Annotated in this window: 16 protein-coding genes; 8 read left to right on the top strand and 8 right to left on the bottom strand. The window is 70.8% G+C overall.

The features are described 5' to 3' along the window. Positions 1-625 precede the first annotated feature (625 nt). The 3 genes from ttcA (at position 626) to H9658_RS20245 (ending at position 3,981) form a co-directional block, all read left to right on the top strand. On the top strand, positions 626-1,501 hold the full coding sequence (gene ttcA / locus H9658_RS20255; protein WP_191826722.1) for a tRNA 2-thiocytidine(32) synthetase TtcA: 876 nt from the start codon (positions 626-628) through the stop codon (positions 1,499-1,501). Between the two features lie 132 nt (positions 1,502-1,633). Continuing rightward, positions 1,634-2,542 carry a recombination-associated protein RdgC gene (locus H9658_RS20250; protein WP_179570177.1) on the top strand — a complete coding sequence of 303 codons (909 nt, stop codon included), beginning with the start codon at positions 1,634-1,636 and terminating at the stop codon, positions 2,540-2,542. A 659-nt stretch (positions 2,543-3,201) separates the two neighbouring features. Continuing rightward, positions 3,202-3,981: a YgjP family zinc-dependent metalloprotease gene (locus H9658_RS20245; protein WP_191826721.1), complete on the top strand. Its 780-nt coding sequence runs from the start codon at positions 3,202-3,204 to the stop codon at positions 3,979-3,981. Between the two features lie 120 nt (positions 3,982-4,101). Here H9658_RS20245 and H9658_RS20240 read toward each other — a convergent pair whose 3' ends face one another. The 4 genes from H9658_RS20240 to hemH all read right to left on the bottom strand — a co-directional run bounded on the left by H9658_RS20240 (position 4,102) and on the right by hemH (position 9,048). After that, the gene (locus H9658_RS20240; RefSeq protein ID WP_191826726.1) at positions 4,102-4,407 is read right to left on the bottom strand and encodes a hypothetical protein; all 306 of its coding nucleotides are present in this window, start codon (positions 4,405-4,407) and stop codon (positions 4,102-4,104) included. A gap of 341 nt (positions 4,408-4,748) precedes the next feature. Next, positions 4,749-6,929: a methyl-accepting chemotaxis protein gene (locus H9658_RS20235; protein ID WP_191826720.1), complete on the bottom strand. Its 2,181-nt coding sequence runs from the start codon at positions 6,927-6,929 to the stop codon at positions 4,749-4,751. A 320-nt stretch (positions 6,930-7,249) separates the two neighbouring features. Then, positions 7,250-8,092 carry an alpha/beta fold hydrolase gene (locus H9658_RS20230; protein WP_191826719.1) on the bottom strand — a complete coding sequence of 281 codons (843 nt, stop codon included), beginning with the start codon at positions 8,090-8,092 and terminating at the stop codon, positions 7,250-7,252. Next, entirely contained in the window at positions 8,089-9,048 is a 960-nt protein-coding gene (hemH, locus tag H9658_RS20225) for a ferrochelatase (RefSeq protein ID WP_191826718.1), read from the bottom strand. The genes H9658_RS20230 and hemH overlap by 4 nt, the downstream gene beginning before the upstream one ends. A gap of 164 nt (positions 9,049-9,212) precedes the next feature. On the opposite strand from hemH, the gene H9658_RS20220 reads away from it, so the two are divergent. The 4 genes from H9658_RS20220 to tatC all read left to right on the top strand — a co-directional run bounded on the left by H9658_RS20220 (position 9,213) and on the right by tatC (position 11,738). After that, positions 9,213-10,124, top strand: coding sequence for a lipid-binding SYLF domain-containing protein (locus H9658_RS20220; RefSeq protein ID WP_191826717.1), 912 nt, complete (start codon positions 9,213-9,215; stop codon positions 10,122-10,124). A gap of 87 nt (positions 10,125-10,211) precedes the next feature. Continuing rightward, complete coding sequence (tatA, locus tag H9658_RS20215; protein ID WP_179570189.1) at positions 10,212-10,439, top strand: Sec-independent protein translocase subunit TatA; 228 nt, start codon at positions 10,212-10,214, stop codon at positions 10,437-10,439. Positions 10,440-10,455: 16 nt separating this feature from the next. Then, complete coding sequence (tatB, locus tag H9658_RS20210) at positions 10,456-11,001, top strand: Sec-independent protein translocase protein TatB (RefSeq protein ID WP_191826716.1); 546 nt, start codon at positions 10,456-10,458, stop codon at positions 10,999-11,001. Continuing rightward, a complete protein-coding gene (tatC, locus tag H9658_RS20205; protein ID WP_191826715.1) occupies positions 10,998-11,738 on the top strand; it encodes a twin-arginine translocase subunit TatC in 741 nt (246 codons plus the stop codon). Before tatB ends, tatC begins: the two co-directional genes overlap by 4 nt. A 201-nt stretch (positions 11,739-11,939) precedes the next feature. Here tatC and H9658_RS20200 read toward each other — a convergent pair whose 3' ends face one another. The 4 genes from H9658_RS20200 to H9658_RS20185 all read right to left on the bottom strand — a co-directional run bounded on the left by H9658_RS20200 (position 11,940) and on the right by H9658_RS20185 (position 15,779). Further along, entirely contained in the window at positions 11,940-12,839 is a 900-nt protein-coding gene (locus H9658_RS20200) for a BPSS1780 family membrane protein (protein ID WP_191826714.1), read from the bottom strand. A gap of 47 nt (positions 12,840-12,886) precedes the next feature. Next, positions 12,887-13,636, bottom strand: a complete 750-nt coding sequence (locus H9658_RS20195) for a glutamine amidotransferase (protein WP_179570194.1) — start codon at positions 13,634-13,636, stop codon at positions 12,887-12,889. A 100-nt stretch (positions 13,637-13,736) separates the two neighbouring features. Further along, positions 13,737-13,889 (bottom strand): hypothetical protein, encoded by a 153-nt coding sequence (locus H9658_RS20190; RefSeq protein WP_191826713.1) that lies wholly within the window; start codon positions 13,887-13,889, stop codon positions 13,737-13,739. A gap of 69 nt (positions 13,890-13,958) precedes the next feature. After that, positions 13,959-15,779, bottom strand: coding sequence for a GspE/PulE family protein (locus tag H9658_RS20185; RefSeq protein ID WP_191826712.1), 1,821 nt, complete (start codon positions 15,777-15,779; stop codon positions 13,959-13,961). Between the two features lie 75 nt (positions 15,780-15,854). On the opposite strand from H9658_RS20185, the gene glyQ reads away from it, so the two are divergent. Continuing rightward, a complete protein-coding gene (glyQ, locus tag H9658_RS20180; RefSeq protein ID WP_003469925.1) occupies positions 15,855-16,763 on the top strand; it encodes a glycine--tRNA ligase subunit alpha in 909 nt (302 codons plus the stop codon). Positions 16,764-16,771 lie beyond the last annotated feature (8 nt).

Here is a 16,771-nt window from a genome sequence, read left to right as displayed (position 1 = left end):
TAGACCTTGAAGGCGAGCGGGTTGTCCGAGGCCTTGCCTTCGAACGCGATGCGGCCGATGCCCGGGAAGTATTCCTTGGCGCCGATGTAGACGGAGTTGCTCATGGGAAGTGGAATCCTGTCGAGTGGGAGGAACAAGCAGACGTGGGTTCGGCCGCGACGGCGGCGGCGGGCAACGGGATGGACCCGGGCGCGCATGGATGGAGCAGCGCCGGCCCGGACGTGCGCACGGCGCGATCGCCATGGCCGGCCCGTGCACCTATCGCGCGGATGCTGCAGGCGCAGTCCCGGGCGGCATGCAGGCGCCGCATCCGGTCGCCTGCGCGCCTGGCGCGCTGCGCCATACGCGAGGTTATGGTAGCGCTACCAGAAACCGCGCTAAAAAAAGCTTCGCTGCGGAGGGAAGCCGACGGGGCCATCAGATGCGGTTCGCAAGCCGGGGGACAGGCGGACTTTACCCAGCCCATCGGCGAAACGCTTGCTGCGCTGCGCCATCCGCGCGCGCGGCGTGCGCGCCAGCACAGTGCGACACGCCGGCAGCAGTGTGGCCGCGTGGCGATCGCGCGCGGGGAGCGCATCCGTCGCGCGCAACGCGCTTTCGGTCGCGCCGACTACAATGCGCGCCGATGACCCCTACGCCGCTGCCGCTGCCGCACCACCTCGCCGATCCCGCCCCGCGCGACCGGCGCACGCCCTCGGCGCTGGGCAAGCGCCTGTGCCGGCAGGTGGGCCAGGCAATCGCCGATTTCGGCATGATCGAAGCCGGCGACAAGGTGATGGTGTGCCTGTCCGGCGGCAAGGACAGCTACACCCTGCTGGACATCCTGCTGCAGCTGCAGCGCAAGGCGCCGGTGCCGTTCGAGCTGGTCGCGGTGAACCTGGACCAGAAGCAGCCCGGCTTCCCCGCCGAGGTGTTGCCCGACTACCTGCGCACGCTCGGCGTGGCCTGGCACGTGATCGAGCAGGACACCTACTCGGTGGTCAGCCGCGTGGTGCCCGAGGGCAAGACCCTGTGTTCGCTGTGCTCGCGGCTGCGCCGCGGCGCGCTGTACCGGTATGCCGCCGAAAACGGCATCAGCAAGATCGCGCTGGGCCACCACCGCGACGACCTCGTCGCCACCTTCTTCATGAACCTGTTCTTCCACGCCAGGCTCGCGGCGATGGCGCCGAAGCTGCGCAGCGACGACGGCCGCCACGTGGTGATCCGGCCGCTGGCCTACGTGCGCGAGGCCGACATCGCCGAGTACGCACAGGCGCGCGGCTTCCCGCTGATCCCGTGCACGCTGTGCGGCAGCCAGGAGACCCTGCAGCGGCGCCAGGTCGGGCTGATGCTGCAGCAGTGGGACCGCGAGCATCCCGGCCGCGTCGAGCAGATCGCGCGCGCCATGGGCAACGTGCAGCCGTCGCAGCTGGCCGACCCGGCGCTGTTCGATTTCCGCACGCTCGGCGCTGCCGATGCCCTGCCAGCCATGGGCTGGCCGCTCGACGACGACGACGCATGAGGCCGCCGCCGGCGGTGCGCGCGCGCCGCTGAACCGCGCGTTGCGGTATCCGGGCGGGAGCGATGCGACAATGCCCGCCGCCCACCCTGCGCACGGCGCCGGGCCGTTCCGTTTCCTTCTGCTGGATGCTCGATGTTCTTTCGCAACCTGACCCTGTTCCGCTTCCCCACCACCCTCGACTTCTCCGAGATCGACAAGCTCCTGCCGGAGGTGCAGCTCAAGCCGGTCGGCCCGCTGGAAATGAGCTCGCGCGGCTTCATCTCCCCGTTCGGCCGCGACGAGCACGAAGTGCTGTCGCACCGCATCGCCGAGTTCCTGTGGCTGACCGTCGGCGGCGAGGACAAGATCCTGCCCGGCTCGGTGGTCAACGACCTGCTCGAGCGCAAGGTCGCCGAGATCGAGGAGAAGGAAGGCCGTCGGCCCGGCGGCAAGGCGCGCAAGCGGCTCAAGGACGACCTGATCCACGAATTGCTGCCGCGCGCCTTCGTCAAGTCCTCGCGCACCGACGCGATGCTCGACCTGCAGCACGGCTACGTCGCGGTGGACACCTCCAGCCGCAAGACCGGCGAGAACGTGATGTCCGAGATCCGCGGCGCGCTGGGCAGCTTCCCGGCGCTGCCGCTGAATGCGGAAGTGGCGCCGCGCTCGATCCTGACCGGCTGGATCGCCGGCGAGCCCCTGCCCGAAGGCCTGAGCCTGGGCGAGGAATGCGAGATGAAGGATCCGATCGAGGGCGGCGCGGTGGTCAAGTGCCAGCACCAGGAACTGCGCTGCGACGAGATCGACAAGCACCTGGAAGCCGGCAAGCAGGTCACCAAGCTGGCGCTGATCCTGGACGACCACGTCTCCTTCGTGCTCGGCGACGACCTGGTGATCCGCAAGCTGAAGTTCCTCGACGGCGCCCTCGACCAGCTGGAGAACGCCGACCAGGACGGCGTGCGCGCCGAACTGGACGCCCGCTTCGCGCTGATGAGCGCCGAGGTGCGGCGCCTGTTCCTGCTGCTGGAAGAGGCGCTGAAGCTGAGCAAGGCGGAAACCTGAGGCGAGGCCGGCAGCGCGCTGCTCGGCTTGCCGGTTCCGCTCGTCGCGACGGAAGTCGCTCCCACAAGGGTGGATCGCCAAGCCGGCCATCTGCACTGCAGGATGCGTTTCAGCCCCGACGGCCTAGGAAGTCGGCCGACGCCGCCACTCCGCTCGTCGCGGCTGAAGCCGCCCTACACAAGCCGCGCGCCTGCCGGCCGGGTGCCCTGTAGGAGGGGCTTCAGCCCCGATCGGCAGCTCCCGAAGCCGGACAACTTCCCGGCGCCGCTCGTCGCGGCTGAAGTCGCTCCCACATGGGGCCTCGGCACGCTCGCTGGGTGCACTGTAGGAGGGGCTTCAGCCCCGACCAGCAGCTACCGAAGCCGGACAACGTCCCGGTGCCGCTCGTCGCGACTGAAGTCGCTCCCACAAGGGAGTCCCAGCATGCTGGCGGGGTGCACTGTGGAAGGGACTTCAGTCCCGACTGCAGCCGAAGCCGGACAACTTGCCGGCTTCGTTCGTCGCGGCTGAAGCCGCTCCTACAGGGGCCGCGGCGTGCGCCGCTCGGCTCCACTGCCGAACGCTCCGGCGGCGACGGTGACGGACATTCAGCTGAAGCATGCAGCGCGATCGGTGCACGCTGTCACCGTGCGCGCGCGCATGAGCGGTATGCTGTGCGCATGCCCGATTTCCTCCGTCGCCTGATCGCGCCGCCCGCAACGGCCGTCGAACGCGACCTCGTCCGCCTGCGGTTGGACGAGCGCGAGATCGATGTGCTGCGCGTGCGCGACCCGCGTGCGCGGCGGATCAAGCTCAGCGTCGACGAACGCGGCGCGCGCCTGACCCTGCCGCTGCGCGCCAGCCTGGTGTCCGGCGAGCGCTTCCTGCTCGAACACCGGCACTGGCTCGGCGAGCAGCTGGCGCGCTATCAGGAAGACGACAACGAACCCGGCCTGCAGCGCGGCGTGCCCGGCTGGTTGCCGCTGCGCGGCGAACGCCTGCCGCTGCGCTGGAGCGAGGGCCGCTACGCGCGGCTGCAGGTCGATGCCGAGGGCGCGCAGCTGCAGTTGCCGGCGCGCGCCGGCGATGCGGCGATCGCGCGCGCGCTGCGCGAGTTCTACGAAGCGCAGGCGCGCGCCGATGTCGGCCGCTGGTTGCCCAAGTACCTGCCCTCGCTGCCGCGCGCGCCGGCGCGGGTGCGGCTGAAGGTGATGTCCTCGCAATGGGGCTCGCTGGCGCCGGACGGCTCGATGGCGCTGGATCTGGCGCTGGTGCTGGGACAGCCCTCGGCGTTCGAGTACGTGCTGGTCCACGAGCTGTGCCACCTGATCCAGGCCAACCACTCGCCCGCGTTCTGGCGCGAAGTGGAAGCGCGGTTCCCGGCCTGGCGTGCCGAGCGCGATTATTTCCACGCGCATGGGCGGCGCCTGAAGGCGCAACTGCGGCGGCTGTTGAGCTAGGGCGTCTCGCGCGCCGTTGTTGCGCGCGCACGAGGCAAGGAAACGCAGAAGCATGGGGCTGTTTCAGCCCGGACGCTGACCCAGCGCCTGGCACGGGGATAGCCGCTCGCAGAAACGGTCTTACAGGTCGCGATGCACAACGAAATCGTCGCCGGACACCAGCGACTGCACCGGCACAGGGATCGCCCTCGCGTCGCCGACCACGCGGTTGGCCGCGGCGCAGTGAACCGGTGCGGCGCAGCACCGCCCTGCCGGCACAATGCGCCACGGTGGCAAGGCAGGCCGTCGCGACAGGCCGGGTGAATCCGGCGGCGTTCGGGAACGGATCGCTCGCCTCGAGGCGCGCAGCGCCGTGGCGATGGACAGATTCGGAGAAAACGGAAGGACGGCGGGTTTCGCCTCAGCGCTGCGGAAGAAGAACTCCATGCGCAGCGCCCGGCAGGCCCCCTCTCCCCGCCTACCTCACACCTGGCGCGACCTCCGGCACCAGCGAACGATACGGTCCGAGCGGCACTACGCCGGCATGTCAGGACGCCGGGATCGGGCCGCGTACGCAAGACGTATCGCGTCTATGCCTGTTTTGTCGGCAGGCGTGGCGGGAACTTAAGCGAAATTTTTTCTACACACAAGCTTCACGAACACCGTGTAGGCGACGCATTCAGCCGCCAGCGGCCATCCCCGCGCGCTGGCCGTCCTGGGCGCTCCGGCAGCGCCGCGCGGGCGGAAAGCCCCCGCACGACGCCGCCGCGCGACCACGCGCTGCCCGGCTAGGCGCCGACGGCCAGGTCGAGCTCGGCCGGTGCCGGAGCGGCCATGGCGGGCCGCTGTTGCGGCGCCTCGGCGCGCGCCTGCAGCCGGAACACCGCCACCGCCGCGGCCAGCGTGCCGGCCTGCTGTTCCAGCGCATGCGAGGCCGCGGTGGCCTGTTCCACCAGCGCCAGGTTCTGCTGCGTGGTGCGGTCCATCTGCGCCATCGCCTGGCCGACCTGTTCGATGCCCGCCGACTGCGCCTGCGAGGCCACCGCGATCCCGGCCACGACGTCGTTGACCTCGCCCACCGAGGCCAGCACCCGGCCCATGGTCTGGCCCGCGCCGTGGACCTGCGCCGACGCCACCGCGACCTGGGACAGGGAGGCCTCGATCAGCGTCTTGATCTCCTTTGCCGCCCCGGCCGAGCGCTGCGCCAGCGCGCGCACTTCGCTGGCGACGACGGCGAAGCCGCGGCCCTGCTCGCCGGCGCGCGCCGCCTCCACCGCCGCGTTCAGGGCCAGGATGTTGGTCTGGAACGCGATGCTGTCGATCACCGCGATGATCTCGCCGATCTTGCGCGACGACCCCTGCACGCCCTGCATCGCCGCCACCGCTTCGTCGATCGCCGCGCCGCCCTGGCGCGCGACCGACGCCGCGGCGGTCGCCAGCTGGTTGGCCTGGTCGGCGTGCGCAGCATTCTGTTTGACCGTCTCGGTCAGTTGCGCCGCCGATGCCGCGGTGCGCTCCAGCGCGCCAGCCTGCTCGGCGCTGCGGCGCGACAGGTCCTGGTGTCCGCCGGCGATGGCGCCGGCCTCGCTGTCGATCGCCGCCGCCGCCTGCTGGATGCCGGCCACGATCCCCGCCAGCTGGTCGGCGGTGGCGTTGGCGTCGTCGCGCATGCGCGCGAACACGCCATGGAATTCGCCGTGCATGCGCACGCCCAGGTCGCCGCAGGCGATCGCGCGCAGCAGCGTCGACAGCGCGCCGAGGTTGCCGTCCACCGTGGCCATCAGCTGGTTCAGGCTTTCCAGCATGGTGCGGAAATCGTGCTGGTGGCGGCCGACGTCGCCGCGCGCGCTGAAATCGCCGGCCGCCGCGGCCGCCGCCAGGTGCCAGATGTCGCGGTTGAGCGCGCCGAGGTTGGCCTTGATCGCGTCCATGGTGTCGGAGATCGCCGCCTGCTCGCCGGGCAGGCGCGGCATGTCCTCGCTGAGGTCGCCGATGGCGTAACGCTGCATCAACGCAACGGTGGACTGCACCGTGCCCACGTGCAGATCGACCAGCGCATTGGCGTCGTGCAGCAGTTGCCCGTATTCGCCGGGGAACCCCGCCGCGTCGCTGCGGTGCGCGACCGCGCCGGCGGCGTGGCGCTGCGCCATCTGCCGTTGCTCGGCGAGCACCGCGCGCAGCTGCGCCTGCATGGTCTGCATGCTGCGCAGCAGCTCGGCGGCCTCGTCGTTGCCGTGCACCGGCAGCGGTGCGTCGAGACGGCCGGCGGCGATCGCCGCGGCGATCCGCGTCCCTTCGCGCAGCGGCCGTACCAGGCTCTGGGTGATGCACCAGCCCAGCCAGGTGGCCACCGCCAGCAGCAGGCCGCCGCCGATCAGCAGCATCCAGCGCGCGCGGGCCATCGTCGCCACCGCATCGACATAGGCCTGGTCGCTGAGCGTGCGCAGGTGCGCGGCATTGCGCTGGATCGCCTGCTGCCAGTTCGCCAGCAGCGGCTGCAGCGTGTACAGGTGCAGGGTCTGCGCGTCCAGGTTCTGGTTGTCGGCGGCCAGCGCCAGCACCTGGGTCTGGAACGGCTGCACCTGGACATAGGCCTGGTCGATCGCGGCGCGGCGCTGCGCGCCGGTACGGTCGGCCGGATCCAGGCGCATCGCGAACAGCTTGCGGCGCACCTGCGCGTAATCGCGCGCGGCCTGGCCGATCGCGCGCACGATCTCCCGCTTCTCGTCGGGGTTGGTCAGGATCACATCGTTGAGCAGGCCGATTTCCAGCCGCGCCTGGGCGGTGACCATCGCATCGGACAGGCGGATCTTCTCCATCTTGTCCAGGCTGATGTCGTCGAGTTGGTGGCGCGCCATGGCCATCGAGGCCAGGCTGGCGACGATCAGCGCGCCGCAGAGCAGCAGCAAGGCCGCGAAGGCGAAGGTCAGTCGGGGACCGACTGGATAACGACGGAGGAGACGGATCATCGGGGCGGGGAGAGGTTCGGGCGCAATTGCCCACGCGTACCCTGGCCACCAAGCTTTACCGAAACGCGACCGGCCTACGACAACATGGCGAACTGTGACGCCGGGTGGATCGCAACCGCGGCGTGCCGCGCGTCCCAGCGTCTATCGGCGGCAATGCCGGAAACTTGAGCAGGCGCACGCGACCTCCGCGCACGCGTCGGCGTCCACAGGCGTGTGCTGGACATGCGACGGCATCGGTTCGGGCCAGCGGCGCAGCGTCCCGCTGCGGCTGTCGCACGATGCGGTGGTGGCAGGGCGGCGTAACGGCGCCGGCCAGCGGTTCAGAAGAAGTCGCGCAACAGCGCCGCCACCGCGGCCGGCTGCTCCATGTGCAGATGGTGGGTGCCCGGCAACACGTGCACGCGGCCTCGGCGCAGTCGCGCCGCGCGCTCGCTGCGCAGCGGCTCGGGGAAATACGGCTGCGCCGGGTCGGCGTAGATCACCCGTGCCGGGCAATCGATGCCGGCCAGCAGCGCCTGCACCTGCGCCTCGCTCAGCCGCACCGCGGTGGGCAGGGTCAGGCGCCGGTCGCTGCGCCACACGTAGCCGCCCTCCACCGCCTCGACCCCGCGCTCGACCAGCAGCCGCGCCGCCGGCTCGCTGAGCTGGTTGGCCTGCATCCGCGCGCGTACCGGTGCGGCCAGGTCGGGGAACACGCGCAGCGGCGCGCTGTTGGCGCGGCGGGTCGCGGCGACGCTGTCGCGCAGCCGCTCCAGCGTGCCCTCCACGGTCTCGGCCAGGCCGCCGAGCATCTCGATCGCGACCAATTTTTCGACCCGCTGCGGCGCCGCCGCGGCCAGGGTGCTGGCGATCGCCGCGCCCATCGAATGCCCGATCACCGCGAAGCGCTCCCAGCCCAGCGCGTCGGCTGCGTCCAGCAGTGGATGCAGCGCGCTGGTCAGCAGGTAGTCGGCGCCGGCCGGCAGGGCGTCGCTGTGGCCGTGGCCGGGCAGGTCCAGCATCACCAGGTCCAGCTGCGGCAGCTGCGCGCTCAGCGGCACGAAGCTGGCGGCGTTGTCCAGCCAGCCGTGCAGCGCCAGCACCTTGGGTCCATGCGGATCGCCGCTGCGCAGCCCGGCCAGCGTGCCCACCCGCGACGGGCAGGCGAACGTGCGCAGCGTCATGCGGCGCGGGCAGCCAGCTGCGCCAGCGCGCGCGCGTGCGCCGGGGCGTCGTTGAGGCAGGGGATGTAGCGCACCTGCATGCCGCGCGCGGCGCAGGTCTCGACGAAGCCCATCGCCACTTCCTCCAGCGTTTCCAGGCAGTCGGTGGCGAAGCCCGGGCAGATCACGTCGACCCGCTTGGTCCCCTGCTCGGCCAGCTGCCACAGGCTCGGCTCCGCATACGGCTGCAGCCAGCGCTCGGCGCCGAAGCGCGACTGGTAGCCGAGCTGCCATTCGCCGGCACCCAGGCCCAACGCCGCGGCGATCGCCTGCGCGCTGGCCTCGCAACGCTGCGGATACGGGTCGCCGTTGTTGGCCACGCGCTGCGGCAGGCCATGGAAGGAGAAGAACAGGGTCTCGCCGCGGCCGTGCTGCGCCCAGTGCGCGCGCACGCTGTCGGCCACCGCCTCGACCCAGGCCGGGTCGGTCGGATAGTCCTCGATCAGGGTCACCGGCAGCTGCGGATTGCGCGCCTGCCAGGCCTGCACCACGTCCTCGATCGAGGCGGTGGTGGTGGTCGAATACTGCGGATACAGCGGCAGCACCACGATCCGGCGCACGCCGCCGTCGCGCAGCGCGTCCAGTGCCGGCGCCAGCGCCGGGGTGCCATAGCGCATCGCCCAGGCCACGCGGTGCCCGGGCAGTTCGCGCTGCATGCCCTCGGTCAGGCGCCGGGTGTACACCGCCAGCGGCGAGCCTTCCGGCAGCCACACCAGCGCGTATTTCTCCGCCGAACGCGGCGAGCGACGCGGCAGGATCACCCAGTTCAGCAGCGGCCACCAGAACAGCCTGGGGATGGCCACAACGCGTTTGTCGCCGAGGAACTCGGCCAGGTAACGGGCGACCGCAGGCGCGGTCGGCGCCTCGGGCGTGCCTAGATTCACCACCAGCACGGCGGTCTCGGGTGCGTCGCTCATGCATACATTGTGGCAGAGCCGCCTGCCGCGCGTGTCGCGATCGTGTCTATCGCAACGATCGACACGCCCGCGTATTGCGGTGGCACTCATTGCCGATTCATTGCGCTGTGACTAAGTTCAAGGACTTGCAGTATCTTGCTGCGGACCTATTTCGGAAGCCCGCCATGCCCCGCCTGCCGCGCCTCGCCCTGTTGTTGAGTACCACGCTGTTCGTCGGCCACGCCGTGGCCGGCCCGGAAGAAGACGAGCGCGCCCGCAACGCGCTGCGCGTGCTGACCGACATCCAGGAGATCCCGGAGCAATCCATCCCCGACAAGCTGCTCGACGAGGGCCGCGCGATCGTGGTGATCCCGGACACGCTCAAGGCCGGCCTGGTCATCGGCGGCCGCCGCGGCCACGGCCTGATGTCGGTCAAGCGTCCCGACGGCACCTGGTCCAACCCGGTGTTCGTCAAGCTCACCGGCGGCAGCATCGGCTTCCAGGTCGGCGTGCAGTCCTCCGACGTGGTGCTGGTGTTCCGCAACGACCGCAGCCTGGACAACATCGTCAACGGCAAGTTCACCCTCGGCGCCGATGCCGGCGTCGCCGCCGGCCCGGTCGGGCGCAACGCCTCCGCCGCCACCGACGGCCAGCTCAAGGCCGAGATCTGGTCGTGGTCGCGCGCGCGCGGCCTGTTCGCCGGCGTGGCGCTGGACGGCGCGGCGCTGCAGATCGACGATGCCGCCGACCTCAACGTGTACGGCAGCAACACCACACCGCGCATGATCTTCGAAGGCCGCACCACCGGCCTGCCGTCCAACGACGTGGTCGCCTTCCGCGACAAGCTCGAGGAAGCCACCTACGCCGCGCGGCAGAACCGCGGCACCGACAGCGCCGGGCGCGCCGCCATGGGCCCGCCGCCGCCGCGGCCGCAACCTTCCGCGCAGGCCGCACCGCCGCCGGTGGCCGAACCCGCCGCCGCCGACGGCGCCAGCACCGCGCCGCTGCAGGCACCACCGCAGACGCCGCCGCAGCAGGGCTTCCAGCCGGTGTCCGAAGGCGAGATCCGCACCGAGTCGCTGGACGGCAACCGCTAGAATCCGCGGTACGGCATGCGGCACTGAACGCACCGCGGCGCGGTGCGTTATCCTCCTTATTCCTTACGACTTCTCTGCGAGCGGATCATGGGCGGTTTTAGCATCTGGCACTGGCTTGTCGTGCTGGTGATCGTGCTGCTGGTGTTCGGCACCAAGCGGCTGACCAGCGGCGCCAAGGATCTGGGCAGTGCAGTCAAGGAATTCAAGAAAGGCATGCGCGACGAGGACAAGCCCGCCGGCCAGCTCGGCGACGAGTCGCGCAGCAGCGAGCAGTCCCGCGAGACCCAGGCCGAACGCGACCGCGACGCGCGCTGAATAGGACGCTGTCGGCGTGTTCGATATCGGATTCAGCGAACTGCTGCTGATCGCAGTGGTGGCGCTGGTGGTGCTCGGCCCGGAACGCCTGCCCAAGGCGGCGCGCTTCGCCGGCCTGTGGGTGCGCCGCGCGCGCGCGCAGTGGGACTCGGTGAAGCAGGAACTGGAGCGCGAACTGGAAGCCGAGGAACTCAAGCGCAGCCTGCAGGACGTGCAGGCCTCGCTGCGCCAGGCCGAGTCGCAGTTGCGCGACAGCGGCCAGCAGCTGCAGCGCGAGACCGACGCGCTGCGCCGCGAGATCGACCCGACCGGGCCGGAGCCGCTGGCCGAGGGCGCACCTGCGGCCATCGCACCGCAACAGCCGACGCCAGCGCCGGAACCAGTGCCGCCGTCCGGCGCTCCCGCCGCCGACCACGCGGTGCCGGCCAGCACGCCAGCCGCGCCGACCACGCATACGCACGCACCAGGCGAGGCGCCGGCGCCCGCCGCGCACGACCCTGCCCCCACACCGCCGGCGCCTGGCGCCGCACCGCCCAACGGCGACCCTGAGGCGCCGCGATGAATCCGGAAGCCGAAAGCAGCCTGATCGAGCATCTGGTCGAATTGCGCGCGCGCCTGGTGCGCGCGCTGATCGGCCTGGGCGTGGTGGTGCTGGCGCTGCTGCCCTTCTCCAAGCCGATCTACACCTGGCTGGCCGCGCCGATGCTGGCGCAGCTGCCGATCGGGCAGAGCGTGATCGCCACCCACCCGGCCGGCGCGGTGTTCGCCCCGCTCAAGCTGACCTTCTTCGTGGGCGTGTTCATCGCCGTGCCGTGGCTGCTGTACCAGGCCTGGGCGTTCGTCGCCCCGGGCCTGTACCAGCGCGAGAAGCGCCTGGCATTGCCGCTGCTGGCCTCGGCCGTGCTGCTGTTCTACGTGGGCTGCGCCTTCGCCTATTTCCTGGTGCTGCCGGCGGTGTTCCACTTCCTGACCACGTTCAAGCCGGACATCATCCAGCTCACCCCGGACGCCGGCGCCTACCTGGATTTCGTGCTGGCGATCTTCTTCGCCTTCGGCGCCAGCTTCGAGCTGCCGGTGGCGCTGGTGATCCTGGCCCTGCTCGGCTGGGTCACCCCGCAGCAGCTGCGCGAAGGCCGCGGCTACGCGGTGGTCGGCATCTTCGTGCTGGCCGCGGTACTGACCCCGCCGGACGTGGTCTCGCAGCTGATGCTGGCGATCCCGATGTGCCTGCTGTACGAGATCGGCATCATTGCGGCTAGTGCGGTAACGAAGAAGCCGGGATTGGAAATTCGGGATTAGGGATTCGCAAAGGCTGGCGCGGCGGCGCTGGCTGTGCGGGAACGATTCTGGCTTTGGCGCCGCCAAAGCGTTGGGGCTGAAGCCCCTCCTACAGATGCGACGACCTGGCAAGGCTAGAGCTCTGCAAAAGCGACGACCGGGAAACCGTCAGCTCCCGCTTTTACGAATCCCCAATCCCGAATCCCAAATCCCGGCCTTCAATCAAGCCGCAAACACATTCGAAGGCGGCGGCGGCACTGCCGGCGCGGCGTCGTCGCTGTGCACGAACATCTGCTTCCAGGCCGCGTAGACCGCGCCGGCCAGCGCCGGCATCGCCAGCGCCATCAGCAGCAACTGCGCGACCAGGGCGGCGATGGTCGGCCCGGCCAGCGCCTGCACCAGCAGGATCACCAGCACCAGGGCGAAATACAGCGCGAACATCGCGATGAAGGCGAGGACGAAGAACACCAGCATCGCCGGCAGGTTATGCAGGCAGGCGCGCAGGCTGTTGCGCATCGCCGCCAGGCCGCCGCGGCCGTCGAACATCACCTGCGGGGCGAGCACGAACAGGGTCAGCGTCACCGCCACGAAGCCGACGAACACCATCAGCAGCCACAGCAGGATGCGCATCGCCGGCAGCGTGGCCACCAGTTGCTCGACCTGCGCCGGATCCGGCTGGGCGCTGGACTGGCCGAGTTCGTTGAGCTGGTTCATCACCGTGCCCAGCTGCTCCCAGCCGCTCTGGCCGACCACCACCAGGGCCAGCGCACCCAGCGCCAGGCCGACCAGCACCTGCGGCAACAGCGCCACCAGCAGGCGCGGCGCACGGCCGTCGTGCAGGCCCTGCAGCAGGTGCGCCGGCTGCGCGACACGGCCCTGGTCCACTTCGCGCACCGCCCACACCAGCCCGCCGAACAGCAGCGGTCCGGCCAGGCCCAGCAGCAATTGCGCCAGCATGCCCAGGGTCGGATTCAGCGCGCCCATCAGCAGCGCCAACAGCGCCGCCAGACCCCAGATCACGCCCAGCAGCCCCAGCGCCAGCGGCGCCCGGCGCAGCAGCGCAATTCCGCTCAACAGCCATTCCGCGCCGGCCGAGGCCGGCAGCTTGCGAATCTCGATCATTGCCAATCCGAAGTGGGGGACGCCGTACAGCGCGGCGCCTGTACAGATTATCGCGGTTTTGCCTGGCCGCCGGCGGTTTGCTGGCCGCGCGCGTGCTGAACGAAGCGCCGCAGCAGCTTGCGCGCCAGCGGCGCGGCGCTGACCTCGCGGGCGATGGTACGGGCGCAGCGGCCGGCGCTGCGTAGACACTCGGCGCGGGCGTGCACGTAGCCGCGCATGTGGTGGGTGGCGAATTCCGGGTGGAACTGCACGCCCCAGGCCGCCTCGCCCCAGCGGAAGGCATGGCACTGGTCCTGCGCCGAGCGCGCCAGCACGGTGGCGCCGGCCGGCGCGCGCAGCACCGTCTGCAGGTGCGTGGCGTGCGCCGGGAAGCGTTCGGGCAGGCCGGCGAACAGCGGATCGTCGAACGCCGGCGGATGCAGGTCGATGTGCACGGTGCCCGATTCGCGCCCGGCCGGGTTGTAGGCCACCTCCCCGCCCAGCGCGTGCGCCAGCAGCTGGTGGCCGTAGCAGATGCCCAGCAGCGGCGTGCCGGCGTGGGCGGCCTCGCGCAGCCAGTCGGCCGAGCGCTCGCTCCAGTCGGCGCGGTCGGTGACGAAGGCGGCCGAGCCGGTGACGATGATGCCGGCGAAGCCCGTGCGCGCGGGCAATGCGGCGCCGCCGGCGACATTGGCGACCACCGTGTCGCGCTCGGCCAGCCCGGCGGCGACGCGGATCCAGTGCGGGAAACGCCCATAGCGCCGCATCGTCGCCACCGGCTCGCCGGTTTCGAGGATCAGGAAGGGCGCAGGCGTCATCGGCGGGCGGCAACTCGGAGGGGGTCGATTCGATTGTAGACAGACCTTCGCGGCTTTTTCCAAGCCTGCGGCGCACTGCGCGGCTGTCGCGCGTCGCAATTCAGCTGCACGACAGTCGTTTGCCGCCGCCGCACGTCGGTTTTGGCATCAGCGCTGCGTCCGCGCCGGTGAACGCGGCGGGGATGACCGCCAGCATTTCGCGTGCGGCGATGGCCGCGATCTTCGTCGCCGCCACCTCGCGGAGTTGCCGCACGCCATCGCGCGCATCGGCGCTTCGCCCAGGGCGGCGTGCACCCGCGCGGTGAAATCGCCCGTGGCCGCCTCACTCGCGCGGCGGCAGCACCGACAGCACTTCCTCGATGGTGGTCAGGCCGGCGGCGACTTTTTCCAGGCCGGCGCGGCGCAGGCTGCGCACGCCCTCGGCCTGCGCGGCGCGGCTGAAGCCGGCCAGGTCCATGTCGGCGCGGATCAGCGCGCGCAGGCGCGGGGTCACCGGCAGCAGTTCGTACAGGCCGACCCGGCCCAGGTAGCCGGTGCGGCGGCATTCCAGGCAGCCGACCGGGGCGTGGACCTGCAGCTCTTCCGGCAGCGCTTCGCCCGGCTCGCGCAGCGCGTCCCATTCGATCTCGCTAAGCGTGTGCGGGCGCTTGCAGTGGCTGCACAGCGTGCGCACCAGACGCTGCGCCAGCACGCCGTTGAGGGTGGAGGCGACCAGGTAGTGCGGCACGCCCAGGTCGAGCAGGCGGGTGATCGCCGAGGGCGCGTCGTTGGTATGCAGGGTGGACAGCACCAGGTGCCCGGTCAGCGAGGCCTGCACCGCCATCTGCGCGGTTTCCAGGTCGCGGATCTCGCCGATCATGATGATGTCCGGGTCCTGCCGCAGCAGGGTGCGCACGCCGCTGGCGAAGTCCAGGTCGATGTTGGTCTGCACCTGCATCTGGTTGAACTCCGGCGCGATCATCTCGATCGGGTCCTCGACGCTGCACACGTTCACGTCCGGCGTGGCCAGGCGCTTGAGCGTGGAGTACAGCGTGGTGGTCTTGCCCGAGCCGGTCGGGCCGGTGACCAGCACGATGCCGTGCGGGCGTTCGACCAGCGCCGCCCAACCGGCCGCTTCCTGCGCGCTGAAGCCGAGCTGGTCCACGCTCTTGAACGCCGCGTCCGGGTCGAAGATGCGCATCACGCACTTCTCGCCGAATGCGGTGGGCATGGTCGACAGGCGCATCTCGGTCTCGCGCCCGCCCGGCGAGCGGGTCTTGATGCGCCCGTCCTGCGGGCGCCGGCGCTCGGCCAGGTCCATGCGCCCGAGCACCTTGATCCGGCTGACGATGGCGGTCATCACCGCCGGCGGCACTTCCAGCACCTTGTGCAGCACGCCGTCGATGCGGAAGCGCATGCGCCCGGCCTCGCGCCGCGGCTCCAGGTGGATGTCGCTGGCGCGCTGCTCGTAGGCGTACTGCAGCAGCCAGTCGACGATGTGCACGATGTGGTGGTCGTCGGCGTTCACGTCGCCGCCGCGGCCCAGTTCCACCAGCTGCTCGAAGCTGGGCAGGCCGCTGCTCTGCTCGTTGCGCCCGTCCTTGGCGCCGCGCACCGAGCGGGTCACGCCGAAGAATTCCATCGTGTAGCGGTGCAGGTCCAGCGGGTTGACCACCGCGATCTCGATCCGGCGCCGCGCCAGGTGCTGCACGTCGCCCAGCCAGTCCAGCGCCAGCGGCTCGCTGGTCGCCACCAGCAGGCGCTCGGCGTCCAGCGCCAGCGGCAGGATGCGGTGGCGGCGCGCGTAGGCGTGCGAGACCACGGCAGTGACCGCGGCCACGTCGACCCGGGTCGGGTCGATGCGCAGGTAGCGCAGGCCGCAGCGCTGCGCCAGCCATTCGGTCAGCCGTTCCAGGCCCAGCTCGCTGCCCGGCGGACGGGTGGCGGCCAGTTTCAGGTTGGACAGCAGCACCAGCGGGTGCACGTCGCTGACGGTGCGCGCGGACTGCACCGAAAACTGCATGCGGCCGCGCTCGGCCGGCGCGACCAGGCCGTCGGCGAGCAGCGCGGCGGCCACGCGCTCGAAATTCAGGCGCCCGGGCGGCAGCGACACGGTGGCGGGTACAGGCACGGCGGGCGGCTGCGCGGCAGGTCGCGAATCCATGGTCAGGTCCGGTGCGCGGAAGTCCCCGCAAGTCGGTCGCTATACTAGCGCACCCCCTTTGCCGGCCTTTGCTGCATGCCCGTCTCCCGGTCCGTTCCGATCACGTTCCAGGGTCTGATCCAGACCCTCAACCAGTTCTGGGCGCAGCACGGCTGCGTGCTGATCCAACCGCTGGACCTGGAAGTGGGCGCCGGCACCTTCCACCCGGCCACGTTCCTGCGCGCGCTCGGGCCGGAGCCGTGGAACGCGGCCTACGTGCAGCCGTGCCGCCGTCCCACCGACGGCCGCTACGGCGAGAACCCGAACCGCCTGCAGCGCTACTACCAGTACCAGGTGGCGATGAAGCCGAACCCGGACAACATCCAGCAGCTGTACCTGGATTCGCTGCAGGCGCTGGGCATCGACCCGCTGGTGCACGACCTGCGCTTCGTCGAGGACAACTGGGAATCGCCGACGCTTGGCGCCTGGGGCCTGGGCTGGGAAGTGTGGCTCAACGGCATGGAGGTCACCCAGTTCACCTACTTCCAGCAGGCCGGCGGACTGGAGTGCAAGCCGGTGCTGGGCGAGATCACCTACGGCCTGGAACGGCTGTGCATGTACCTGCAGAACTGCGACAACGTCTACGACCTGGTGTGGACCTACGGCCCGGACGGCGCGCCGGTGACCTACGGCGACGTCTACCACCAGAACGAGGTGGAGCAGAGCGCGTACAACTTCGAGCATGCCGACGTGGCCGAGCTGTTCCACCGCTTCGACGCCTGCGAGCGCGAGGCGCAGCGCCTGGTCGAGCTCGGCCTGCCGCTGCCGGCCTACGAGCAGGTGACCAAGGCCAGCCACGCCTTCAATCTGCTCGATGCGCGCCGCGCGATCTCGGTGACCGAACGCCAGCGCTACATCCTGCGCGTGCGCGCGCTGGCGCAGGCGGTGGCCAAGGCCTACCACGCGCAACGCGAGAAGCTGGGCTTCCCCGGCGTGAAGCGCTGAGGCTGCGG

The organism is Xanthomonas bonasiae, assembly GCF_014836395.1.
Lineage (GTDB): Bacteria > Pseudomonadota > Gammaproteobacteria > Xanthomonadales > Xanthomonadaceae > Xanthomonas_A > Xanthomonas_A bonasiae.
This window is presented reverse-complemented; position numbering and strand designations above follow the sequence as displayed.